Source organism: Bacillus sp. D48C (genome assembly GCF_053345735.1).
The window spans coordinates 677,960-699,791 of sequence record NZ_JBKFAQ010000002.1 but is presented as its reverse complement, the minus strand read 5'-3'; the positions used below and the strand labels follow the sequence as shown (position 1 = coordinate 699,791).

Annotated in this window: 26 protein-coding genes, 1 riboswitch and 1 other annotated feature; of the genes, 17 read left to right on the top strand and 9 right to left on the bottom strand. The window is 34.7% G+C overall.

The annotated features are described in order from the left end of the window. Positions 1 to 144: 144 nt before the first annotated feature. Together ACLBXA_RS08660 and ACLBXA_RS08655 are read right to left on the bottom strand one after the other, a co-directional pair. Positions 145 to 288, bottom strand: a complete 144-nt coding sequence (locus tag ACLBXA_RS08660) for a hypothetical protein (RefSeq protein ID WP_000945244.1) — start codon at positions 286 to 288, stop codon at positions 145 to 147. Positions 289 to 385: 97 nt separating this feature from the next. Continuing rightward, a riboswitch (cyclic di-AMP (ydaO/yuaA leader) is annotated at positions 386 to 529 on the bottom strand. A gap of 43 nt (positions 530 to 572) precedes the next feature. Next, the gene (locus ACLBXA_RS08655) at positions 573 to 1,028 is read right to left on the bottom strand and encodes a GNAT family N-acetyltransferase (RefSeq protein WP_000601235.1); all 456 of its coding nucleotides are present in this window, start codon (positions 1,026 to 1,028) and stop codon (positions 573 to 575) included. A gap of 209 nt (positions 1,029 to 1,237) precedes the next feature. Here ACLBXA_RS08655 and ACLBXA_RS08650 point away from each other — a divergent pair, with 209 nt between their 5' ends. Then, complete coding sequence (locus tag ACLBXA_RS08650; protein WP_000539733.1) at positions 1,238 to 1,486, top strand: GlsB/YeaQ/YmgE family stress response membrane protein; 249 nt, start codon at positions 1,238 to 1,240, stop codon at positions 1,484 to 1,486. 63 nt (positions 1,487 to 1,549) lie between these two features. Continuing rightward, complete coding sequence (locus ACLBXA_RS08645; RefSeq protein WP_017763426.1) at positions 1,550 to 2,671, top strand: AI-2E family transporter; 1,122 nt, start codon at positions 1,550 to 1,552, stop codon at positions 2,669 to 2,671. Positions 2,672 to 2,700: 29 nt separating this feature from the next. On the opposite strand, the gene ACLBXA_RS08640 is transcribed toward ACLBXA_RS08645, so the two are convergent. Then, positions 2,701 to 3,858: a 1-deoxy-D-xylulose-5-phosphate reductoisomerase gene (locus ACLBXA_RS08640; protein ID WP_447617170.1), complete on the bottom strand. Its 1,158-nt coding sequence runs from the start codon at positions 3,856 to 3,858 to the stop codon at positions 2,701 to 2,703. Between the two features lie 139 nt (positions 3,859 to 3,997). Continuing rightward, positions 3,998 to 4,205, top strand: a binding site (T-box leader). Positions 4,206 to 4,248: 43 nt separating this feature from the next. Here ACLBXA_RS08640 and ACLBXA_RS08635 point away from each other — a divergent pair. The 6 genes from ACLBXA_RS08635 to ACLBXA_RS08610 all read left to right on the top strand — a co-directional run bounded on the left by ACLBXA_RS08635 (position 4,249) and on the right by ACLBXA_RS08610 (position 9,222). Further along, positions 4,249 to 5,247 (top strand): tryptophan--tRNA ligase, encoded by a 999-nt coding sequence (locus tag ACLBXA_RS08635; RefSeq protein ID WP_001290885.1) that lies wholly within the window; start codon positions 4,249 to 4,251, stop codon positions 5,245 to 5,247. Between the two features lie 208 nt (positions 5,248 to 5,455). Then, positions 5,456 to 6,019, top strand: a complete 564-nt coding sequence (locus ACLBXA_RS08630; protein WP_000845633.1) for a maltose acetyltransferase domain-containing protein — start codon at positions 5,456 to 5,458, stop codon at positions 6,017 to 6,019. Positions 6,020 to 6,090: 71 nt separating this feature from the next. Beyond that, positions 6,091 to 7,284, top strand: coding sequence for an MFS transporter (locus tag ACLBXA_RS08625; RefSeq protein WP_447617169.1), 1,194 nt, complete (start codon positions 6,091 to 6,093; stop codon positions 7,282 to 7,284). Between the two features lie 122 nt (positions 7,285 to 7,406). Beyond that, positions 7,407 to 8,435, top strand: coding sequence for an ROK family transcriptional regulator (locus ACLBXA_RS08620; protein WP_000003031.1), 1,029 nt, complete (start codon positions 7,407 to 7,409; stop codon positions 8,433 to 8,435). A gap of 61 nt (positions 8,436 to 8,496) precedes the next feature. Beyond that, positions 8,497 to 8,877 (top strand): VOC family protein, encoded by a 381-nt coding sequence (locus ACLBXA_RS08615; protein WP_000687550.1) that lies wholly within the window; start codon positions 8,497 to 8,499, stop codon positions 8,875 to 8,877. A 90-nt stretch (positions 8,878 to 8,967) separates the two neighbouring features. Next, a complete protein-coding gene (locus ACLBXA_RS08610; RefSeq protein ID WP_001289513.1) occupies positions 8,968 to 9,222 on the top strand; it encodes a YbeF family protein in 255 nt (84 codons plus the stop codon). Positions 9,223 to 9,314: 92 nt separating this feature from the next. Here the strand turns inward: ACLBXA_RS08610 and ACLBXA_RS08605 are convergent, their stop codons facing one another. Both ACLBXA_RS08605 and ACLBXA_RS08600 read right to left on the bottom strand, forming a co-directional pair. Next, positions 9,315 to 9,764 (bottom strand): NUDIX hydrolase, encoded by a 450-nt coding sequence (locus tag ACLBXA_RS08605; protein ID WP_000540466.1) that lies wholly within the window; start codon positions 9,762 to 9,764, stop codon positions 9,315 to 9,317. A 17-nt stretch (positions 9,765 to 9,781) separates the two neighbouring features. Next, on the bottom strand, positions 9,782 to 10,621 hold the full coding sequence (locus ACLBXA_RS08600; protein WP_000355454.1) for a DUF2785 domain-containing protein: 840 nt from the start codon (positions 10,619 to 10,621) through the stop codon (positions 9,782 to 9,784). 123 nt (positions 10,622 to 10,744) lie between these two features. Between ACLBXA_RS08600 and ACLBXA_RS08595 the strand changes: the two genes are divergently transcribed. The 4 genes from ACLBXA_RS08595 to ACLBXA_RS08580 all read left to right on the top strand — a co-directional run bounded on the left by ACLBXA_RS08595 (position 10,745) and on the right by ACLBXA_RS08580 (position 14,765). After that, entirely contained in the window at positions 10,745 to 11,467 is a 723-nt protein-coding gene (locus tag ACLBXA_RS08595) for a GNAT family N-acetyltransferase (protein WP_000207406.1), read from the top strand. Between the two features lie 265 nt (positions 11,468 to 11,732). Next, the gene (locus ACLBXA_RS08590; RefSeq protein WP_016098733.1) at positions 11,733 to 12,755 is read left to right on the top strand and encodes a tyrosine-protein phosphatase; all 1,023 of its coding nucleotides are present in this window, start codon (positions 11,733 to 11,735) and stop codon (positions 12,753 to 12,755) included. A gap of 87 nt (positions 12,756 to 12,842) precedes the next feature. Beyond that, the gene (locus tag ACLBXA_RS08585; protein ID WP_000875913.1) at positions 12,843 to 13,553 is read left to right on the top strand and encodes a YjjG family noncanonical pyrimidine nucleotidase; all 711 of its coding nucleotides are present in this window, start codon (positions 12,843 to 12,845) and stop codon (positions 13,551 to 13,553) included. 246 nt (positions 13,554 to 13,799) lie between these two features. Next, positions 13,800 to 14,765: a tubby C-terminal domain-like protein gene (locus tag ACLBXA_RS08580; protein WP_447617168.1), complete on the top strand. Its 966-nt coding sequence runs from the start codon at positions 13,800 to 13,802 to the stop codon at positions 14,763 to 14,765. Positions 14,766 to 14,844: 79 nt separating this feature from the next. Here the strand turns inward: ACLBXA_RS08580 and ACLBXA_RS08575 are convergent, their stop codons facing one another. Both ACLBXA_RS08575 and ACLBXA_RS08570 read right to left on the bottom strand, forming a co-directional pair. Further along, positions 14,845 to 15,045 carry a helix-turn-helix transcriptional regulator gene (locus tag ACLBXA_RS08575; RefSeq protein ID WP_063675548.1) on the bottom strand — a complete coding sequence of 67 codons (201 nt, stop codon included), beginning with the start codon at positions 15,043 to 15,045 and terminating at the stop codon, positions 14,845 to 14,847. Next, positions 15,033 to 15,392 (bottom strand): DUF3796 domain-containing protein, encoded by a 360-nt coding sequence (locus ACLBXA_RS08570; RefSeq protein ID WP_000859207.1) that lies wholly within the window; start codon positions 15,390 to 15,392, stop codon positions 15,033 to 15,035. The genes ACLBXA_RS08575 and ACLBXA_RS08570 overlap by 13 nt, the downstream gene beginning before the upstream one ends. A gap of 179 nt (positions 15,393 to 15,571) precedes the next feature. Between ACLBXA_RS08570 and ACLBXA_RS08565 the strand changes: the two genes are divergently transcribed. The 5 genes from ACLBXA_RS08565 to ACLBXA_RS08545 all read left to right on the top strand — a co-directional run bounded on the left by ACLBXA_RS08565 (position 15,572) and on the right by ACLBXA_RS08545 (position 20,107). Beyond that, positions 15,572 to 15,766 (top strand): hypothetical protein, encoded by a 195-nt coding sequence (locus ACLBXA_RS08565; protein WP_000958863.1) that lies wholly within the window; start codon positions 15,572 to 15,574, stop codon positions 15,764 to 15,766. An 88-nt stretch (positions 15,767 to 15,854) separates the two neighbouring features. After that, the gene (locus tag ACLBXA_RS08560; RefSeq protein ID WP_000570204.1) at positions 15,855 to 16,580 is read left to right on the top strand and encodes an ABC transporter ATP-binding protein; all 726 of its coding nucleotides are present in this window, start codon (positions 15,855 to 15,857) and stop codon (positions 16,578 to 16,580) included. Further along, positions 16,573 to 18,231, top strand: coding sequence for a putative ABC transporter permease subunit (locus tag ACLBXA_RS08555; RefSeq protein WP_000036853.1), 1,659 nt, complete (start codon positions 16,573 to 16,575; stop codon positions 18,229 to 18,231). The genes ACLBXA_RS08560 and ACLBXA_RS08555 overlap by 8 nt, the downstream gene beginning before the upstream one ends. A gap of 57 nt (positions 18,232 to 18,288) precedes the next feature. Further along, the gene (locus ACLBXA_RS08550; RefSeq protein WP_002082465.1) at positions 18,289 to 19,047 is read left to right on the top strand and encodes an SDR family oxidoreductase; all 759 of its coding nucleotides are present in this window, start codon (positions 18,289 to 18,291) and stop codon (positions 19,045 to 19,047) included. A 337-nt stretch (positions 19,048 to 19,384) separates the two neighbouring features. Then, positions 19,385 to 20,107, top strand: coding sequence for a hypothetical protein (locus ACLBXA_RS08545; RefSeq protein ID WP_000782564.1), 723 nt, complete (start codon positions 19,385 to 19,387; stop codon positions 20,105 to 20,107). A 62-nt stretch (positions 20,108 to 20,169) separates the two neighbouring features. Here ACLBXA_RS08545 and ACLBXA_RS08540 read toward each other — a convergent pair whose 3' ends face one another. Then, complete coding sequence (locus tag ACLBXA_RS08540) at positions 20,170 to 21,108, bottom strand: hypothetical protein (RefSeq protein WP_000810164.1); 939 nt, start codon at positions 21,106 to 21,108, stop codon at positions 20,170 to 20,172. A 71-nt stretch (positions 21,109 to 21,179) separates the two neighbouring features. Then, a complete protein-coding gene (locus tag ACLBXA_RS08535) occupies positions 21,180 to 21,656 on the bottom strand; it encodes a hypothetical protein (protein ID WP_001056355.1) in 477 nt (158 codons plus the stop codon). Positions 21,657 to 21,832 lie beyond the last annotated feature (176 nt).

Sequence of the window (21,832 nt, the reverse complement as noted above, 5' to 3'; positions counted from 1 at the left end):
TTATCCTGCATTAACGGGCAGTAAGACACCCACTACAAAATTCAGCTAGAGTAAAGAAGTTAGGTGATAGATCAACGGACCGTAAAAGCCCGATTGGTTTAACTAATAATCAGTGGGGATGCCCCCACTGATTAAAGTTTTGCTTTATCTTTTTGGCTGAAAAATATGTTGAAAGAAGTATTTGTGATGTAAGTTATCTACAATTTTATTTGCTTGATATGTGCGATGTTGTTCGAGTCGAAGTCTTTGCTCCATCATTTTTATTGCGTGATCAGATAAACGTAACATAATACATATCTCCTTTTCTATAAATATAGGTGACTATTTGATATCGATCCCATATTTATAATTAAGGAGGCAAAATGTGTAACATAGGCAAAAAGCACCTTCCTCTCCCATTACGCTTACGAGGTTAGCTGTCGGACTCGGGAAGTGAGAGTTTCCCTACTTAAAAAAAGATTCGCCCCAAGTAGCATAGCTACAAAATTGGTTCCCCCGCTCCAAAATTTGGACTCAGCAAAAGGTATTATAAGGTAAAAGGTAACATAAATAAAACGATTAGTCAAATTATTTTATTTTTTCTGTTTTTTCAGTTGTGTAAGTACTATTCCATCAGGTAGTTCGGTGTATGTTACTTCAAGGAAGCCGTGTTTTTTATATAATGCGATAGCAGGGGTATTTGCTTTACCTGTTTGTACAATGTATGTCATAGAAGAAGGGAACATGTTAAATATATAAATTAGGAGTTTCGTCGCAATTCCTTTTTGAAAAAAATCGGGCGATACAACTAACCTGTGGATATCAATTAGTTTTTCTTCTTGTACAAAAGAAATAAAGCCGACAAGTTTATTTTCAGAAAAATATCCATAGAATGTTTCAACGCAACTTTGAATATCGTTTACAGTATCATATAAACGGGGTATGGCAGTACTATTTAAGTAGTCCCCTTCAACTTTATAGGCTGGAATTTGAACTTGTAAAATGGATGTTGCTACTTCAAAAGAAGTGGAATTTAACTTAAGAATCATAGATAATGAAGCCTCCTTTGAATATGGTATATTAATATAATTGCTTTATGGGTGAGTTTGACAATATTTTTCTTTTTTGCATATAATATATGTATCTCCATATGTAAAATAGTAGTAAATATATTTCTATAGTGAAATATGATTAGCAATGATAAATACATATGTTTGTATTGAATCATACAAACTATAATAGAAATGGAGGACTAAAAATGGGATGGATTATCACATTAATAGTTGGTGCTATTATAGGTGCAATTGCTAGTTCTATAACGGGTAAAAATTTCCCAGGTGGTATGTTCGGAAATATTATCGCAGGTTTATTAGGTGCTTCGTTAGGTGGTAGATTATTTGGATCCTTTGGGCCATCATTTGGTGGGATTCATGTCGTGCCGGCATTATTAGGTGCAATCGTGTTAATTCTTATTGTATCATTTGTAGTGAAAGCTGCAAGGAAATAGAGATATAGATTATGATGAAGAGCCCTGAATAAGGGCTTTTCATCATTCGAAGAGGTGGTTTCATTGGAGAAAATAAATATAAGAAAAAGAGATAAGTTAAGAAAGTTTTTTAGAGAACAAAATTATTTGGCGGTATTGCTTGGATTTGCGTTATTGTTTATTAATATTTTATTACTAACAAAAATATCATTTGTTTTTACACCGTTTATCGTATTTTTAAAAACAATTTTCTTCCCAGTACTATTGGCAGGCGTGCTATTCTATATTTTGCATCCATTCGTTTCACTTTTAGAAAAGAAAGGTGTTTCAAGAATCGTATCGATAGCCTCAATATACTTAATAGTAATCGGATTATTTGTGTTTTTAGTTGTAACTGTTATCCCTATTATTAAAGATCAAATTGATGCATTAATTGATAACTTACCGTACTTTGGCCATGAGATTGAACAAGCAGCGCGTAGATTCGGGGAAAGTAATTTACTTGGTAAAATTCAGGAGAATTTAAATATTAATGTTGCGAATATGGTAAAAGACTATACAGTTGATTTTACAAAGTCATTATCATCAGTAACTGGGAATGTAACTGGATTCTTGAGTACTGTTACAGAGGTTGTTTTAACATTTGTAATGGTTCCATTTATATTGTTCTATCTTTTAAAAGATGGCGAACAATTGCCGAATCACTTCTTAAAATTCATTTCAGAACAAAGACAACCAGCAGCAATGAGAATACTAGATGATATGCACTATGCGATTAGCTCGTATATTAGAGGGCAAATTATCGTGAGCTTGTTTATCGGTATTATGCTATTAATCGGTTACCTTATTATCGGTATTAAATATGCGGTACTACTTGCGATTTTAGCGATGATTGTAAATATCGTTCCGTACGTAGGACCAATTATTGCTATTACACCAGCGTTAATTATCGCATTTATTGACTCGCCAGCAATGGTGTTAAAAGTAATTATCGTAATGATGGTCGTACAATTAGCAGAAGGTAAATTTATTTCTCCACAAGTTATGGGAAAAAAGCTAGACATTCACCCGATTACTATCATTTTTATTATTTTAACTGCCGGAAATTTATTTGGAATTATGGGGATTATTTTAGCAATTCCAGGATATGCGATATTAAAAGTGTTAGTAACGCATAGTTATAGATTTGTTAAGTTAAATACGTAGGAAAAAGAGCTAAAACAGATAAAACTGTTTTAGCTCTTTTTTATTAACAATTTATTTGCATATTGGCGTGCCCATTGATCCGCTTCTAATATAGCATCTAATGAAGGATCTTTTACGTTATGATGAGCTTCAATTGTTGTGTAAATTGTTTTTTCAATATCGAAAAAGGCAATTTCGTTTTTAAGAAACAGTGCATTTGCAATTTCATTTGCTGCATTTAATACAGCAGGGGTAGTACCACCGATTTTGCCACATTCATATGCGTATTGTAGACAAGGGAACTTCTCTAAATCTGGTTTTTCAAAATGTAAACTACCGAGTTCTAATAAATTTAATTTTTCATAGGAAGAAGGTAGCCGAGTAGGATAGTGAAACGCATATTGAATCGGCATTCTCATATCAGGAGCACCGAGCTGTGCCATAACTGATCCATCAATAAATTCTACTAAAGAATGAATGATGCTTTCTTTATGAATCATTACATCAATTTTTTCATACGGAATATCAAATAGCCATCTCGCTTCCATTACTTCGAACCCTTTATTCATTAATGTGGCAGAATCAATCGTTAGTTTTGCGCCCATTAACCAGTTTGGATGTTTTAAAGCGTCCTTAGCTTGTAACGTTTGCATTTCTTCACGTGTTTTATCACGAAAAGCACCACCGGAAGCTGTTACAATTAACTTCTCAATCTCTTTATTATTTTCTCCGTTTAAACATTGGAAAATAGCTGAATGCTCACTATCTACTGGAATTAAGCGGCATCCGTTTTGTTTCGCTAGTTCAGTTACGATATGTCCAGCTGCAACTAAAGTTTCTTTATTAGCAATAGCGATATCTTTCTTCGCTTTTAATGCTTCAATTGTTGGGAGTAATCCTGAAACACCGACAACAGAACTTAATACAAGATTTGAATCAGGGTGAGTAGCTACTGCAATTAAGCCATCAGTCCCGTGTGTGATTTTTGTATTTGCTGAAATACGCGTACGAAGCGTGTCTGCTAAGTCTTTTGTCGCAACGCTTACAATACGAGGTTGAAACGTTTTGATTTGTTGCTCAAGAAGATCAATGTTATAATTTGCGGTTAAACCGACGATTTTGAAATGTTCAGGATGAGCTGAAATAACATCTAATGCAGATGTGCCGATGGATCCTGTGGAACCTAAAATGGATATATATTTTACCATGAAAAAACCTCCAAAGTTGTTTTGAATATTTCTGCAAACCTATATAAGATTAGACAATTGAAGTGGAAATTCCTGCTATATAAAATAGAAAATTCGGGTTTGTTTGGAAGTGAAATGTGATAAACTGTAAAAAAATAACGAAAAAGCAATGAAAGAGAAGAGTACATATTCGAAACTTTTCAGAGAGCTGATATGTGGTGAGAATCAGTAAGGGATGAATATGGAATGGGCTCTGGAGCTTCTAACTGAAATGAGTAGGTAAAGACGGTTACTTCACGTTAAGAAGTTGAAGTGAGCTATAATGATAGCTAATTAAGGTGGTACCGCGGGAGTTTCTCGTCCTTTTTAAGGATGAGAGGCTCTTTTTATTTTGAGAAAGGAGGAGTTAGTGTGAGTGAAAAAATAATGTTAACAGGAATTAAGCCGACAGGTTATCCGCATTTAGGAAATTATATTGGCGCGATTAAACCTGCATTACAAATGTCAAAGAATAATGAAGGAAAAGCATTGTACTTTATAGCTGATTATCATGCGTTAAATGCTGTGCATGATTCAGAAAAGTTCAGCAGTTATACGAAAGAGGTAGCAGCTACTTGGTTATCGCTTGGACTTGGGGAAGATGTTATTTTTTATCGACAAACAGAAGTGCCGGAGATTCTAGAATTAGCTTGGATATTAGCTTGCTTAACTCCGAAAGGACTTATGAACCGTGCTCATGCGTATAAAGCGAAGGTGGAGCAAAATAAAGAAGCGGGTTTAGAGATAGATGCAGGAGTGAATATGGGATTATATACGTATCCGATCTTAATGGCGGCGGATATATTACTATTTCAAGCTACTCATGTACCAGTTGGGAAAGATCAAATTCAGCATATTGAAATTGCACGTGATATTGCGACGTATTTTAATCATACATTCGGCACGACATTTACACTTCCGGAGTATGTCATACAAGAAGAAGGAGCAATATTACTAGGACTTGATGGAAGAAAGATGAGTAAAAGTTACGGGAATGTAATCCCATTATTTGCAGAGAAAGAAAAACTACGAAAGTTAATATTTAAAATCAAAACAGATTCTTCACTTCCGAATGAACCGAAAGAACTAGAAACGTTATTTATAATTTATAAAGAATTTGCGACAGAGGCTGAAATACAGTCGATCCGTGAAAAATATGAGACTGGAATCGGATGGGGTGATGTGAAAAAAGAGTTGTTTCGCGTTGTAGATCGTGAGTTAGCTGGACCTCGTGAGAAATACGCTAGGTATATGAATGAGCCAAATTTATTATACGAAGCGTTAGAAAAAGGTGCTGAGCGGGCAAGAGAAATCGCGAAGGTAAATTTAGCTGAAATTAAAAAACGGATTGGATTTGAGAGGGGGCGCTGAGCGTTCCCTTGTTTATCTATATAATATTCTTCATATTGATATGTAGAGCAAGGAATTCGCACTTCTTTTCAAAACTTATTAGTTGCATATGTTAAAAAGTATGCTAATATAGGGTTACTTATTAAATGTGTTTAATAAGTATAATTTAAGTCACTTATTAAAGAAGTTTAATAAGTGGATCTCATTCAATAAAAAAGGAGATGAATGTATGAAAACGGAGAAAGAAAAGATGGTGGCAGGAGAAATGTATATGCCAGATGATGAAGAGTTAGTAGCTGATAGAACTGAAGCAAAACGTTTAACACGCCTTTATAATGAGGCGATGGAGATAGGAGATGAAAAACGTTTTACGTTATTAAATCAGCTTTTAGGTTCTTCAGCTGACGGGAAAGCCCAAATCAATCCTGATTTTCGTTGTGATTATGGCTACAACATCCATGTTGGAAAGAGCTTTTTCGCAAATTTCAATTGTGTGATTTTGGACGTTTGTGAAGTACGAATCGGTGATAATTGTATGTTTGCACCTGGAGTTCACATTTATACTGCTACGCATCCGCTACATCCGGTAGAGCGGAATTCCGGTAAAGAATATGGAAAGCCTGTAAAGATTGGTAACAACGTTTGGGTTGGCGGGGGAGCTATAATTAACCCTGGTATTTCAATTGGAGACAACGCTGTAATTGCCTCAGGGGCAGTTGTGACAAAAGATGTACCTCATAATGTAGTTGTTGGTGGTAATCCAGCTAAAGTTATTAAAACGATAGACTTATAGAAATCGTTTTTTTTACGGGTATATGAATAAACTGGTGTCTTATCGTATAGACAATGGGGAAGGTGTTTCATATGGAGAAATATAGTGCGAACAATCATACAAAGACATTACTTGCCTCTCGAAACGCTCTTTTTCTCTTATTTGCTTTGCCAGGTGTCGCGTTTGCTACATGGATTTCAAGAACAGCAGCTACTCGAGATATGTTAGCAGTGTCAAATGCAGAAATGGGCTGGATTTTGTTCGGACTATCTGTTGGTTCAATAATTGGTTTACTGAGTGCAAGCCGCTTCATTGACTGTAAGGGAGCTAGAGACGTTATTATAGGCAGCATGTTTTTTATGATTGTTGGATTGATTTGTTTAGATATAAATATTTATTTTGTTTCTAGTATGGGGGCTTTTAGTAGCTTACTAGTATTTGGAGTAGGCTACGGATTGGCGGAAGTCGCATTGAATGTAGAAGGTTCTTCCATTGAGCAGAAATTAGGAACAACTCTTCTTCCGAAATTTCATGGCTTTTTTAGTGTAGGAACTTTAGTAGGCGCGCTCAGTGGTTCTGTCGCAGCGTCGCTTCACATCCCGATTCTGTATCAGTTTCTTGTGATTTCGGTCATGTTTCTATTACTTGTATGTATGGTGTATCGTTTTCTTCCGCATGGAACAGGAAAGAAGGAGAAATCGCGGAACAAAAGGAGAGAGAAGCGTACTTCCTTACGTATGGAAAAAAAGGTGCTTTTAATTGGTCTTTTTGTGCTTGGAATGGCATTTGCAGAAGGTAGTGCAAATGATTGGCTACCTATCGTGATGGTAGATGGACATGAGCAAAGTATAGTGGCAGGTTCTATTATGTACGCAATTTTTGTATTAGCAATGACGTTAACTCGTATGTGTAGCAGCTATTTCCTTGATCGATTCGGTCGTGTCGCTGTCGTACGTGCCACTATTATGATGGCGATTCTAGGAATTTCAATCGTAATATTTGGGAGTAATTCGTATTTTCTAGCATTTGGCGTAGTACTGTGGGGGATTGGTGCAGCGCTAGGGTTCCCAATTGGTCTGTCAGCTGCTGGAGATGACCGTGAAAATGCGACTTCTAATGTTGCTGCAGTTTCTATCATTGGTTATACAGCCTTTTTAGTCGGACCACCATTTTTAGGGATACTTGGGGAAGCATTCGGAATACGTAATGCCTTGCTAGCTGTTTTATTATTTGTTCTTTTGTCTGGAATTGTATCGTCTATTACAAGAGAGAATACACCGAGCTAAATAAGGGTTGCATGCAGCGGAAATATATCATCTCTATTGCTTTAGAAAATGATGTATGATATATTGTCAACGCAACTTATTAAAAGTGTTTAATAAGTATGTTGATTAAGGTGGTGAGCGATTTGAGTGAACAATTTGTTACTCAAAAATCAATTAAAGAGACGATCCTTCGCGGCATTCGTACGGCTCTTCTAGAGCAAGGAAGTGCGACGAAAGTTGAACTTAGTAATACATTAGAAATTAGTTTTCCAACGATAAGTAAATTTATAGAAAATATGAAACAAGATGGTGAAGTCACTTTAGTCGGTTTAGATGATTCAAGTGGCGGAAGAAGAGCGAAACGATATGCGTATAATCCAGAATATATGTTAGGATTAGCGATATTTTTAGAAAAAAATGAGACGAATTATACAATTTTTAACTGTTTAGGGGAAGTAAAAGAACAAGGGAGTACTTCAAGTGCATTAATTGATGCGGGACTAAGCGTATTAACAGAACATATAGAAAGTCTTATAGCTATGTTTCCAAAAATAAGTTCTATATCAATTGGTGTCCCTGGTGCGGTCGATAATGGGCGTATTTTCTATATTCCTGGATATGAAAAGTTTCAAAATTTTAATTTGAAAAGTCACTTTGAGGAACTGTTTTCTATACCAGTAGTAATAGAAAACGATATGAATGCTGCAGTGCTCGGGTATCATAAAAACACGAGGAATAATGACAATTCCTCTCTTGTATATTTGTATTCAGGTCAAAATGGCCCAGGTGCGGGGATTATGGTAAATGGAGATGTCGTACGCGGAAGTACATTTTTCTCAGGAGAGATATCTTTCGTTCCGCAGTATGATAATAAAAATTTCTTACAAGCTTTGAGAAGTGGGGATTCGCATAATTCAGAGGAATATAATATAGATGCTATTACTCGTTTAATAGCTACATGTATAGCTATTATTAACCCTCATACGTTTATCTTCTGTGATGATGAAGTGAATCAATTTGTAATAGATCAAATTGTAAAAAGTTGTCCGCAGTACATTCCGGCAGAACATATTCCGAAAATAACAGTGAGCAACTGGAAAGAAGATTATTTATATGGGTTAAAAAGCCTTGGACTTGATCTTATGATTACGAGAACAAATAAAGAAAATTAAATGTACTGGCAATGAAGCATCCAATTGCCAGTTGAATAACATAAAAGAAAAGGTGTCGATTATGAAAATTGAACATGTAGCAATTTGGGTGAATGATTTAGAAGGAATGTGTGATTTCTATAAACAGTACTTCGGTGGTGAAGAAAATAGCTTATATCACAATCCGAAAAAGCAGTTTGAATCTTATTTCATAACTTTTGAAGGTGGTGCGCGTCTAGAACTTATGAGACAAGTAGGGATAGACGATAAAATAAAAACACAAACAGTAGGATATGCGCATATTGCTTTTTCTGTAGGTAATAAAGAAAAGGTGAACGAATTAACTCATACATTAAGAGAAGCAGGGTACCCTGTGTTAAACGGCCCACGAACTACAGGGGATGGTTACTATGAAAGTGTAGTAAGTGATCCTGAAGGGAATCAGATTGAGATAACAATCTAACATTATATTTACTAATAAAAAATAAAATTTTGTTGTTCCCCCAAATGTTTACGAGAAACCTATTATTTCTGCAGAAAGGGGGACATAACATTGAGTGAAATCATTTTTATTTTCTGTATATATCCATTACTTATTTGTATTTTTTCAATAGCTGTGACATATAAAGTAGGTACATTTTACGCGATGCCAATTGTAACATTTCTTATTTTTCTTATGTTAAGTGTTACAGTGCACGATCCAGCATTTTTCTTTTGGGTTGGCATGTATACTATTCTTTCATTTATTGTTTCTTATATAACTATCCTTTTTATAAAGGGATATAAAGTTGTAGAAAGAGAGCGTTAATATCATTTTGGGGAAATAGGGATTTACGGTGAACGATAACAACCTCATTTCACGTTGTAATGACGGGAAATGAGGTTGTTTTATTTATATTTTTAATTAGAGTGATGAAAATCGCGAAGAATCCCCTCAATGACTGGATGAAGAGTACTAGGTAACTCATCAAACGGAAAGAAACGTAATTCTTTTGACTCAGTTTTATCACATATAAGCTCCCCGTGAAATTCGCGGCAAATATAAACAACGAGTACACCATGTACTTGATCGCCGTTTGGATAGATTTGAAAGAAATCTGGCCCTGAGTATGTACGGAATAGTTCTGGATTTTTAATAATAAGTCCAGTTTCTTCAAATACTTCTCGTTTTAAAGCACCTTCTAACGTTTCGTTATATTCTAAGGCACCCCCAATAATGCCCCATCGGTTAAAATCTGTCCGAAGCTGCAGTAATACTTCATCTTTTTCATTTAATATAATGGCATGTGATCCTATTAAAATAAGTGGATGATTTCCTACTAGATTTCTCATGTCTTCAATGTAGCCCATATTTTTGCTCCTTGTATTTAATAATAGTTAGGGAGTTCTTTTAACATTCTTTCTGTTTTACGCGCTGTAAAAGCTAAGTTATGGTCATCTTTCGTTCTGAAAAATAATGTGCGTAAAAAGGTTTTAATGTTGGCGCATAAAATACAATACTCATTAAGTGAAAGGCGTTTTCTAATTTGAGGAAGCCTTTTTATTTTTTTATGAATAATAGAAATTAACTCGTTTTGAGGAAAATCATGATACAGCATTGCTAGTAATGGAGTAACAATGCGTTCATCTTCATTATTATGAAAAAGGTCAGATGGAATAAAAATTTTATTTAATAAACAATGAATTAATTCTTCGTACCATTCAAAGGTCGTATACGTATTATGAACAATTTCGGTGAAAGCATCAGATACGTGAGCAAGACAATGAGCCCATCCTTTGTTTTCAATATAGCCTCGAAAATCCGTTTCTAAGTTTGTATATGTAATGAGTTTATTTTTTATTTCTTCGATATCCTCCTCTGTACAAAAGTAGTGCGAATTAGCGAATTGGAGTATTAACGCAATTAACGAAACAGTGTAAGAACGTGTGAAAACCCCATCTGTATGTGGGGAGTAAATGTCACAATATAAATACTCATCACTTAAACAAGTTTGCAGAAGTAATTTCAGCTGATCGTCCATAAGGAATTCATGATGAATGAAATGCGCAAAACATTTATATATAAGTTGGTAACGAACGTAGCTATCAGTCGTTCCGATATACTGAAGCATGTTCAAAGTTAACTCATTTACGTCTATATGCTGTAGTTGCGTATAGTCATTTTGTTGTATAAGCTCTAACTGTTGTTGCAATGCTGTAATATCCACTGGAGAACCTCCTCCGCACTTTAAAGATGCGATCTTTTCTAGTATTCTATATATTCAAGGACAATCCTGCTCATGCAAGGAGAACGATTAGAAATTCGAGTATGATATAGATGAGGGAAGAATATGACGACGATAGAACAGTTAGAAAAACATTTTAAAATAAGAAGAAGTGCTTCTTCTATTATGATAAAAGAAAATAATGCAGAGATTTTTACAGAAGAGCAATTAGAGGAAATGATGCAATATTGCGTTGCTGAAGCTAAAAAAGGTGAATTAGAAAAACTACATTTTGAAATCTCTTCAAAAAGTCCAAATTATGATGTGTATAAAAAATGTTTTGAAACGTATTCATTTGAATATGTTACGGAAAACATGATTGTATTTAAAGATATATATGAAGTAGAAGATGTAGAAAGTGAAATGGATTTTAAGCTTATTGAAGAAGTTGGAGAAGAGGCTTTTTATTCACTGTGGAATGAAGCGACGGGAGAACCAGTCGCTCATGATCAATTTGTGCATATGATGCTACAAGAAATTGGTGAGCACTGGAAAGAACATTGCTTAACAGCGAGTGTCGATGAAGAGCCGATAGGAATTGTAATCCCGCATATTGAAAGAGGTACGTTAGAAGAAGGGAAACTTATGTACTTCGCAGTTACTCCAAATATGCGTAATAAGGGATATGAAGCTGCACTATTTGCAGGTGCGATGTTTGTCTTAAAGGAAATAGGTGCATCTTATTATATTGGTGAGACAAATGTACAAAATGAGTGGATGAAGGATGTTTTTGAAAAGAACGGATGTCAGCTGCTGAGTTGTACTGAGCGGTATGTGAGGGTGTTTTAGGAGGATGAATGGTCTATATTCTCGAACTCGTATAGCGGGAGGGGACTATTTATTCGCACCCTGATCGCGGGACAGTTGTATATAAAGATTTAGGTGATGAACAAATTGCATATGTCTTTCGAGGGAATCCGTGTACAACTTATGAACAAGTAAAAGAACTTTTTGCCTCTTTGTAAGATAAAAAGAAAAATGAGAACGACAAAATAGATATTCCTATAATACAATAAAGAAAGATTCGATTATATGAGAAAGCGTTGGTGAAAGAATGGAGCAGCAAAGAAATTGGCTACAAGCAACTGTAGAAAGAATTGAAGATAATACGTTACAAATAAAGTGGGAAAATAATATAGAAGAAGTTCGTATTTATTGGAGTACTTCACCAGATCATATTGAAGAAAATGGAGAATTACTTGCAACGTTAAATGGAGAATTATCATATACAATTGAAAACCCGAGTGAAACTGAACGTCCATATTTTAGACTAGTAGGAAGTAATGGACAAGCAGTAACAGTAGCTGAACGTAGACTGCCATTACAAGGCGCGTTTAACTTCCGTGATATGGGAGGATATGAAACGACTGAAGGCCGTAAAGTAAAATGGGGCAAGTTGTACCGTTCTGAAGAATTGGCAGGACTAACAGAGTGGGATATCGACTATTTACAAAAGTCTGGCTTGAAATTAATTTGTGACTACCGTACAGACTTTGAAGTGAAGCATAAGCCAAACCCAGAGATTACAGGTGCTCGTCAAGTGTGCTTACCAGTTATGCAAGATTTAGCGAAAGACTTAAATATAAATGAATTTTTCCAAGTTGGTGACCTTTCTATGTTAGGAAAACCAGGTGAGTATCTTGTGAAAATGAATCAAGGTTTCGTAAGTGGTAACGAGGCATTTGTAAGCTTCTTAAACTTAGCGCAAAATCCGGAAAACTTACCGTTAGTAAACCACTGTACAGCTGGAAAAGACCGTACTGGATTCGGATCAGCACTATTATTACTTTTACTAGGTGTACCGGAAAAAACAGTAATGGAAGACTACTTACTAAGTAACGGTTTCCGTGAAAAGCTAAATGAAAAAATGATGGCCTTTTTAGGTGCGAAATTACAAAACGATGAGAGCAGAGCGATATTAGGTGCAATGTTTGAAGCACGTGCTGAATACTTGCAAGCTGCGATTGGTGAAATTCAAAAGCAATACGGATCAGTTGAAGCATACGCTGAAAGGGCTCTTGGCTTTACGAAAGAGTCGTTAGAGGAAATGAAAGAGTTATTGCTGGAAGATAAGTAAGAAGAAGGGAGGCTGGTTTTAATTAGCCTCCTTTTCTTATTGTTGTTATAATTAAGCTATGAGAATATAGGAGTTGAGGAAAACATCATGAAATACAAAGTTATATTATTCGACGTAGATGATACATTATTAGATTTCCCTGAAACGGAAAGACACGCATTACATAATGCGTTTGTACAGTTTGGTATGCCTACAGGGTATAATGATTATCTTGCAAGTTATAAAGAGATTAGTAATGGATTATGGAGAGATTTAGAAAATAAAATGATTACGCTAAGTGAATTAGCAGTAGATCGATTTAGACAATTATTTGCACTTCATAATATAAACGTAGATGCGCAGCAATTTAGTGATGTATATCTTGAAAACTTAGGGAAAGAAGTACACCTTATAGAAGGCGCAGTACAATTATGTGAAAATCTACAAGATTGCAAGTTAGGTATTATTACGAATGGATATACGAAGGTGCAACAATCAAGAATCGGAAATTCACCTTTATGTAATTTCTTTGATCACATTATTATTTCTGAAGAAGTTGGTCATCAAAAACCAGCGCGTGAGATTTTTGATTATGCATTTGAGAAATTTGGAATTACGGATAAATCAAGTGTACTAATGGTCGGAGATTCGCTAACTTCTGATATGAAAGGCGGAGAAGACTTCGGCATTGATACGTGTTGGTATAATCCGAGTTTGAAAGAGAATAAGACGAGTGTTAATCCGACTTATGAAGTGGAGAGTCTGCTACAAATTTTAGAAATTGTAGAAGTGGCTGAAGAAAAGGTAGCTTCATTTTAATTGTGCTGATATTTGTCGAAAAATCGATATATTTGAAAAATCGTTGATATATTGTAAGTTGCGATAGATATATTTGAAAAATCGCTCATATAAGTTCATATACTAAGATATAGAACAAAAAATAACGCTACTATACAAGGTCATTCACGTGTTATAATGCGTGAATTAAATATACGTATATAAATAGTTTCTCAGAGTGATGCGATGTCATGTATGATTAGTGTAACAACTAGAGGTGAATGAAGGATGTTAACGTTTTTATTTGAGTTAGACAAGGTTATTCCGCAGACGAATGAGCCACGGTATGTTGCTTATACAAATGGTTTTATCGAAGGGGATTTAACAATCTGTATGGATGACAGAGTATTTTTTCAAAAGTCACGTATGAAGGTTGCAGAGCTGGGCATTTATTTAGGTCAGTGGATGGAACAAGTTCAACACGGGCAAAACGTGCCTATGAAATATGAAACGGCTGACCGTGAAGAGGTAATTCTTGGCTTCTTCTATAAAGAGGATCATAATCAATGGAATGTTTCTTCCAGCTGGCAAGAATTTGAACTTCAAGAGCGTATAGCTACTACAACATTAATAGAGAGTGTTCAACGCTATTTGTATGAGCTAAATAAAGAACTGCGCATGATAGAATATCCTGTGACGTTTGATCAGTACTTAAGAGGAGAGCGAATGATGCAGCTTTCTTACAAACGACCGTGTGATAGCAAAGCAGATACGACGCCGGTAGAGGTTTATAATGGAAGCGAGCAAGTAGGCGTAGTACGGGGCTATTATAAAAATACGCTGATGAGAGTGCTGGATTTTATTCCGAAAATTGGTAGTAATATCATTTATGAAATAAAGGATAGTAAGGGCAATATTCGCATCATTGCAAAGGATGTAAGTAGGCAGCGCCAAAGAAAGATTTTAGTAACGTACATCGATAATAATGATGCAGAGCATGAAATACTTGTATGTGACGGAAAGTTATTGGATGCAAATTTCATATTTACCTTTACATATAAGGCAGAAGAATATGTTGTTCATAAAACTTCATTTGGAATGGGGAAATTATTACGAAAAGGCTATGTAATTGCAGATTGGAATATTCGTCTTGAGGAAGATACGTATTACATCGAGATGAATGCATATGATGGAGATTACATGGAGAATCAATACTTACTATTAGGCGTATTTCATGCGGTTTTATATGGATAATCAATGAGAAATACCGTCATTCTTCTTGGAAAGAATGACGGTATTTTTTTATGTGATTCTGGTGACAGGACGCCTTTAATCAATCCTCAAAAATAAAAATCTCATCAATTGTACTATGTAGTGCCTTCGCTATATCGTGAGCAAGTTGTAAGGAAGGATTGTATTTACCTTTTTCGAGATGACTAATTGTTTCACGGCGTACACCAACTTGCTTCGCTAAATCTTCTTGTGTCATGTTCAATTTTGCGCGGTATTCTTTTATCTTCGTTACGAACGCCATGGTGCATCTTCCATTTCATCAACAGGTTTATCATAAAAGAACATAGAAAAACCGAACGTAATAATGAGTGTGCCGAAAATAAGAGCGATATCAATTTCTTGTAGCGCCGGGTTTGGAAATAACATTTCAATAAATATAATGATAGCGGTAGTTAGTAATGTAACGATAAATGCATTGCGACACGATTTATTGACAATTTGTTCAAACAGTTCATCGTGTTGAACTGTTCTATACGATGTGAAAAAGGAGAAGAAACAGAACATAGTAAACAATCCTTTTTCATAAAAAAATCCGAGGAAACCGAAGAAACCGAGAAATCCTAAATATTTTATCCAAGTTGTTTTCATGATAGGTCCTCCTTACGTTGTTAGAAATAAGTCACGTTATGTTACAAATATATCACAATTGGATAGGAATGGTAATAATAGTTTTCCAGTTTGCTTCATAATAATAGTAAAAAGAGGAAATATGCTGCGAAATAAAGAGGATAATATTGTAAAATGGTTGTAAGGAGGGGGAGGAAGAAATGCTAACTTGGATCATGATCGTTGTATTACTTGTAGTGATTACTGTCATTGCGACGGTGTTAATTGGGCGGAATGGTGATGCAAATTATAGCAAAGCGACAAAGGGGAATATTAAACGATTAACAATGATTTATATTATACTAGCTGTCGTTTTAGTTGTTGGATTAGGGGTGTATATTTATTTTAAAGGTTAAATAAACTGAAAAATGTAAAAATCTTAAAATAGAAGTATGCTATAATATCAATATAGTTATTTGGTAATTAAGGAAAGGATTGGATGGAATGATTGAAATTACGAATGTGTCAAAAAGTTATAATGGGTCTACCTATGCAGTAAAAGATTTAAGTTTATCTGTACCTAGCGGCGAAATCTTTGGATTTTTAGGACCGAATGGTGCGGGTAAATCCACGACAATTAAGATGATTACTGGCATTCACGGGGTGGACAAAGGGACGATTACGATTAACGGAAAAAATATTATGGAAGAGCCGATGGAAGCGAAGAAGACGTTTGGTTATGTGCCGGATAGCCCAGATATGTTTTTACGTTTAAAAGGAATTGAATATTTAAACTTTATGGCTGATATGTATGAAGTGCCGAAAGAAGTAAGACAAGAACGAATAGAGTCTTTAGCGAAGAAGTTTGATCTTTATAATGCATTATCTGATCAAATTCAAAGTTATTCGCACGGTATGAGACAAAAAATCGTTATTATTGGTGTGCTCGTGCATGAACCAGATGTATGGATTTTAGATGAACCGTTAACAGGGCTTGATCCGAAATCTGCATATATTTTAAAAGAAATGATGAGAGAACATGCGGATAAAGGAAAGATTGTATTTTTCTCTACACACGTATTAGAAGTAGCGGAAAAAATATGTGACCGGGTTGCTATTATTAATAAGGGGAATTTGCAGTTTAAAGGAAATTTAGATGAAATGAGAGATCATTTTAAATCCAATGAATCACTTGAAAAAATGTTCTTGGAGATGACGGGCAATGAGTAAAATTTGGACGTTAACGAAGGTACTATTAAAGTTAAATTACGCAGATTTTATAGCAGATAAGAAGAAGCGATGGGCGTATTTATTTTCATTTGCAGCTATTTTATTTGTTGGATTTTTAATATTTGGTTCGATGACGCACGGAATGTATGAAGGTCTGAAACAATTAGGGCAAGGGCCGGGAATGATTATTGCAATGGGACTTGCGATTGCGAGTATATGGGTATTTTTAATGAGTATAACGAACATTTTAACTGTATTTTACTACAGCAATGATATTGAAATGTTACTGCCGTTACCATTAAAACCAGCGCAAATTATTTCGGCAAAATTTTTAACGGTATTAATTACACAATACGTAATGAGTTCATTCATTTTATTACCAATCTTCATTACGTACGGTTTAAAAAGTGGCGCATTTATTACATATTACATATATATGATTTTTATTTACTTACTCTTCCCAATCGTGCCGTTAGTATTAGCTTCGTTACTGATGACAATTATTATGAGGTATACAAATATAGCGAAAAATAAAGATCGAGGAAATATATTTATTGGAATCGTAAGTATATTATTTATTGTAGGAATTAACGTATTTATGCAGTGGAGAAATAAAAGTGCGTTTTCTGGAGATGGGGCTGCGGAATACCTTGTAAATAATCAATCTTCTCTTTTAGTACAAATGACAAATTATTTTCCAACTACATATTTTGGAGCAGTGGCATTAGTAGAAAATGCAAATTGGAAGGGACCTTTATATGTAATAATCTTTGCAGTTATTTCATTTGTCTTCTTTGTGTTGTTTTATTACATAGCAGAGCGTACATATTTAAAAGGGGTTATTGGACTTTCAACGAGTACAGCAAAGAAACAAGTTATTTCGGCGGAAGGTTTACAGAAATCAACAGTACAAAGTTCGCATTTAAAAGCGTATGTGAAAAAAGAATTTAAAACGTTATTCCGTACACCACAATTTTTCTTAAATTGCATTGTACAAACTTTCGTTATGCCAATTATGTTGTTCTTTATTTTATTTGTGCAAGATGGAAATTTAAAGTTTATTACAGAGTATATTAACAATCCAAAGACAACAGGATTTGCAATTGGTGTTGGTCTTTGTGCATCGTTATTTTTAATGGGTAGTAACGTCATTGCAACAACGTCATTTTCGCGAGATGGAAGCTCTTGGTTTGTGAATCGTTATTTACCAGTAAAGGCTTCGGATATCTTTTTTGCGAAAGCAATCACTGCTTGGTTAATTAATGTGATCATTTTAGCAGTATTCGGTATTACGATGGCAGTTGTAGCTGGGATTTCTCCAGTCTTTATGATACTGTGGTTTTTACTAAGTGCGAACGGGTTGTTATTAATTAATTTAATCGGAACACGCTGGGACGCGCAAACTGCAGATATTCATTGGGATACAGAGCAGAAATTATTTAAGAGCCGATATACCACTTTGTGGAATTTTTTAGCTAATATTTTAATAGCTTTAATTATTGTGGGGGGAGTAAGTGTATTATACTTCTTCCTTCATGTCGGACTGTGGGTTATGTTTATCGTTTTATTTGTAATGTTTACGATTGTAAATTATATCTTTATTAAAATGTTAAAATTAGGTGCTGAACGTATACTGTCAAATATTCAATAAGAAGATAGATCCTCTGTATTCATGCAGGGGATCTGTGTATAGATGGAGGAGAAAAAGGTGAAGAAAATAGCAATTGTAACAGGGGCAACTCGTCTGAATGGAATTGGTGCAGCTGTATGCAAGGTGCTTGCTCAAAAGGGGATAGACATTTTTTTCACGTACTGGCCAAAGTATGATAAAGCGATGCCATGGGGAATGAGTGATCAAGAACCCTTTTTGCTGAAAAAGGAAATTGAAAGTTACGATGTTCGATGTGAAATGGCAGAAATCAATTTATCGCAGTCTTATTCGCCAAATCGTTTGTTTTATATGGTATCAGAACGGTTAGGTGATCCATCTATTCTAGTTAATAATGCAGTATATTCTACTCATACGAGAATTGAGGAATTAGATGTAGAGCAGTTGGATAAACATTATACAGTTAATATTCGGGCTACTATGCTATTAAGTTCATTGTTTATAAAACATTATTCACTTAAAACGGGCGGGAGTATTATTAATCTTACTTCAGGACAGTCAGTAGGTCCAATGCCAGATGAACTAGCATATGCAGCAACGAAAGGGGCAATTGAAGCATTTACAAAGTCAGTAGCACCAGTAGCGATGGAGAAGGGGATTACTGTTAATGCCGTTGATCCAGGACCAACAAATACAGGGTGGATTACAGAGGAATTAAAACATTATTTAGTATGGAAATTCCCGCAAGGTAGAGTTGGAGAAACAATGGATGCTGCGCGCTTAATTTCTTTTTTAGTAAGTGAAGAAGCGAAATGGGTTACTGGGCAAGTTATTCACTCGAATGGTGGTTATTCATAAAAATATTATGTTAACAAATGTTGAGAAACAAAAAACGAAAGGAAATTTTATTTTTTTGTATAAATAAAATGTCAAGAAAGATAAAAATTTGATAGAAGAGTATATCGTCATATAAAGATAGTAATTCTTAATGTGACAATATACTCTTTTTCTTTTACTTACGAGCAGAAAAATGAAGTAGAAGAAACTCGAATATTAAAATGAGTTTATCAGTTTTTGTCCGTATTATTATGAAGATTACTGTCGGAAAGATGGTAATTCGTATGAAAAGGGATTTTTTAAGGGGAAATCGAATCGTAAAGGGGAGGATAAATAAAGTAAACATAGGGGGATTTATATGAAAATGAAAAAGGTCGCTATCGCATCGATAACAATTGGTACAATGCTTACTATGGCAGCTTGTAGTCCATCAGTAGATAAAGAGGCAGAAAAGAAAGAGCAAGTAACAGCGCAAAATGAAGGAGAAGCAAAAACGACAAGTGCAGATGAAGCGTCCAAAACAACGAAAGATACTGAAAAAGAAACAAATACTTCTTCAAATGAAAAAACAGATAAAGATGCAAAAAATACGAAAGAATCATCAGGAACAGAAAGTAACGGCAAAACGTCAACTCAAAATGAGAATGTGAAAACAAAAGAAAAAGAAACGACAGGAAAAACGAATGACCAAACGACTAGCGGGAAAACAGCAGATCAAAGCACAAGTACAAGCTCAAACACAAACAATAACGAAAAGACAACGAAAGATCCGAAGAAAAGTGTTGCTGTGAAAACGAACGTTAAAGAAGTTGTGGCATTAATTGATAGCTTGGACAAGCAGTTAGCTGCTAATCCAAAATTGGAAACAGTGAATAAGCTTGGCAAACAAATTAATGAAAAGTGGGACGTGATTGAAAAAGAGCTAGAAGCATCACATCCGACGGATTCTAAAACAATCGGTCAAAGTATGTATCCGTTAATTGTAGGAGCGGAGAAAGAAAAAATCGATATTAATAAAATGAAATCATTAACGACGAAAACGAAAAAAGATTTAAATCAGTTATTGACGAAACTTTCATAGTTTCAAAAGCCTACTCGTGTGAGTAGGCCTTTTTTAGGTTGTTGTAATGTGCACAGTATAACTTATTTATTATCATTTTCAATTACGATGCGAAAGGAACTGAATGCTTGTTGACTGATATAATCTTCTTCGCTAACTTTAAAAGGAAATGGAAAAGCGACGAGTTGAAAATTACTTTCCTGATCCACTGAAGGCAATGTGAAATTAAAGATTTGTCTTGTTTCAGGTGCAACCTTAGTATAAACGACTTTTCTATTGTTAAATATTTCAACTTGTTTCCAATCTTTAAAAGCTACGATTGCGTAAGTCATTTCATCATTCGTTTCATTACCGTTTGATAGGGTTAATTGCTTGCCTTCCTTTTCAAAGAAGACAGTTTGTAAGTTCTCTTCACGGTTCGTAACAAATAATGGTTCGTAAAGACCATCTTTTAAAATAGCATCTGGATCTATAAGGGAGAGTTTTATTTTTTCGTTTTCTTTCTGAAAAGGATGCATTGAATATCGCATACTTAGAATATCTTCTAAAATTGCTGCTTTATTTAAGTTATTATCTTTTAATTTGTATTCAGGTTTTTTAATTATTAAAAAGGTTAATTCATTTCCATTAGGAGAGGTGTGTAAAGAGATTTTCGTAGTAATTGAACTGTTTGGTTTCATATCAAAAAAATAGTGTGATATTTCATTAGTAGTATCTTCTATTCTAAAAGGTTTTTGTTCGTAATCTTCTAGAACAATTAATCCATATTTTCGGTTTTCATTAATAGTATGTACGAATGATAATGTTACATTAATTTTATTATCCTCACTAGTAATTGTACTGCCATTGTTGATATGTTGGCCTTGATTATCCTTCAATCCGTAAGAAATAGTATTGGTTTGTTGCTCTCGTTTATTTTCTATGGAAAGAGGATGAGGTTGTATGATTGAAGTATTGAACAAAATATAAATTGTAAGTAATGAAATAAGTAAAACACCGCTAATAATATATATTTGTTTCATAAATAGCACCTCAATATATGTAAAGTATTAGAGAAAAAAGATATGCAAGATGCATATCTTTTTTCTCTTTCTTACCAGAAGGCTTTTGTTTCGTGATTTACATCATTATAACCACTTAATTTATAGGTATGATTACCGATAGCGTAATCATCTCCATAATAAACGCTTGTGTTGGTCGCTGTAGCATTTACAAAGGATGATTTTTTTGCACTATTACTTTTCGTATTTACTAATGAGCCATCGCCATTGAAAGTTCTTGCTTTTGCATAAACATAGTCTTCGGTCGTAGTTGATTTCGATTTCGCAACTGCATATGGGTTACCAAAAAAGGGAGTATATACGCTAATGTTAGAGTCATTCTTAGGTGCAGCTGCAACAGTCAAACTAGGAACACTAGATGTTTTTGTTGATTGAATTGTATCAAAGTCAACTAAAACGGGCTGCTTGTCTACAGTGTCGACCTCTGAAGCACTTGCGTTATTAGTAAAACCAAAACCTAAAACCGCTAACCCTAAAGTTGTCACCGATAAAGATTTTTTCATATTCACTAATTTTCCCACCTTTTTAAATTTTTGAGTTCGAACTCAATTCGTACAATATATGAAAAATTCGAAATTCTCAATGGTTTATCCCATATTTAACTTTTCTTTTACTTTCAATTCAACATATCTTCATTTGCAAAAAAGCGAATATATCTTCTAATGCTTAGCCAGCAAGGAATATA

Excerpts from the sequence above, each read along its gene's own strand:
- ACLBXA_RS08545 (WP_000782564.1), top strand. The coding sequence starts at position 19,385 with ATGAAAATGAAAAAGGTCGCTATCGCATCGATAACAATTGGTACAATG.
- ACLBXA_RS08555 (WP_000036853.1), top strand. The coding sequence starts at position 16,573 with ATGAGTAAAATTTGGACGTTAACGAAGGTACTATTAAAGTTAAATTAC.
- ACLBXA_RS08630 (WP_000845633.1), top strand. The coding sequence starts at position 5,456 with ATGAAAACGGAGAAAGAAAAGATGGTGGCAGGAGAAATGTATATGCCA.
- ACLBXA_RS08660 (WP_000945244.1), bottom strand. The coding sequence starts at position 288 with ATGTTACGTTTATCTGATCACGCAATAAAAATGATGGAGCAAAGACTT.
- ACLBXA_RS08655 (WP_000601235.1), bottom strand. The coding sequence starts at position 1,028 with ATGATTCTTAAGTTAAATTCCACTTCTTTTGAAGTAGCAACATCCATT.
- ACLBXA_RS08605 (WP_000540466.1), bottom strand. The coding sequence starts at position 9,764 with ATGGGCTACATTGAAGACATGAGAAATCTAGTAGGAAATCATCCACTT.
- ACLBXA_RS08585 (WP_000875913.1), top strand. The coding sequence starts at position 12,843 with ATGAAATACAAAGTTATATTATTCGACGTAGATGATACATTATTAGAT.
- ACLBXA_RS08570 (WP_000859207.1), bottom strand. The coding sequence starts at position 15,392 with ATGAAAACAACTTGGATAAAATATTTAGGATTTCTCGGTTTCTTCGGT.
- ACLBXA_RS08560 (WP_000570204.1), top strand. The coding sequence starts at position 15,855 with ATGATTGAAATTACGAATGTGTCAAAAAGTTATAATGGGTCTACCTAT.
- ACLBXA_RS08640 (WP_447617170.1), bottom strand. The coding sequence starts at position 3,858 with ATGGTAAAATATATATCCATTTTAGGTTCCACAGGATCCATCGGCACA.
- ACLBXA_RS08625 (WP_447617169.1), top strand. The coding sequence starts at position 6,091 with ATGGAGAAATATAGTGCGAACAATCATACAAAGACATTACTTGCCTCT.
- ACLBXA_RS08650 (WP_000539733.1), top strand. The coding sequence starts at position 1,238 with ATGGGATGGATTATCACATTAATAGTTGGTGCTATTATAGGTGCAATT.
- ACLBXA_RS08575 (WP_063675548.1), bottom strand. The coding sequence starts at position 15,045 with ATGGCGTTCGTAACGAAGATAAAAGAATACCGCGCAAAATTGAACATG.
- ACLBXA_RS08580 (WP_447617168.1), top strand. The coding sequence starts at position 13,800 with ATGTTAACGTTTTTATTTGAGTTAGACAAGGTTATTCCGCAGACGAAT.
- ACLBXA_RS08595 (WP_000207406.1), top strand. The coding sequence starts at position 10,745 with ATGACGACGATAGAACAGTTAGAAAAACATTTTAAAATAAGAAGAAGT.
- ACLBXA_RS08540 (WP_000810164.1), bottom strand. The coding sequence starts at position 21,108 with ATGAAACAAATATATATTATTAGCGGTGTTTTACTTATTTCATTACTT.
- ACLBXA_RS08590 (WP_016098733.1), top strand. The coding sequence starts at position 11,733 with ATGGAGCAGCAAAGAAATTGGCTACAAGCAACTGTAGAAAGAATTGAA.
- ACLBXA_RS08565 (WP_000958863.1), top strand. The coding sequence starts at position 15,572 with ATGCTAACTTGGATCATGATCGTTGTATTACTTGTAGTGATTACTGTC.
- ACLBXA_RS08615 (WP_000687550.1), top strand. The coding sequence starts at position 8,497 with ATGAAAATTGAACATGTAGCAATTTGGGTGAATGATTTAGAAGGAATG.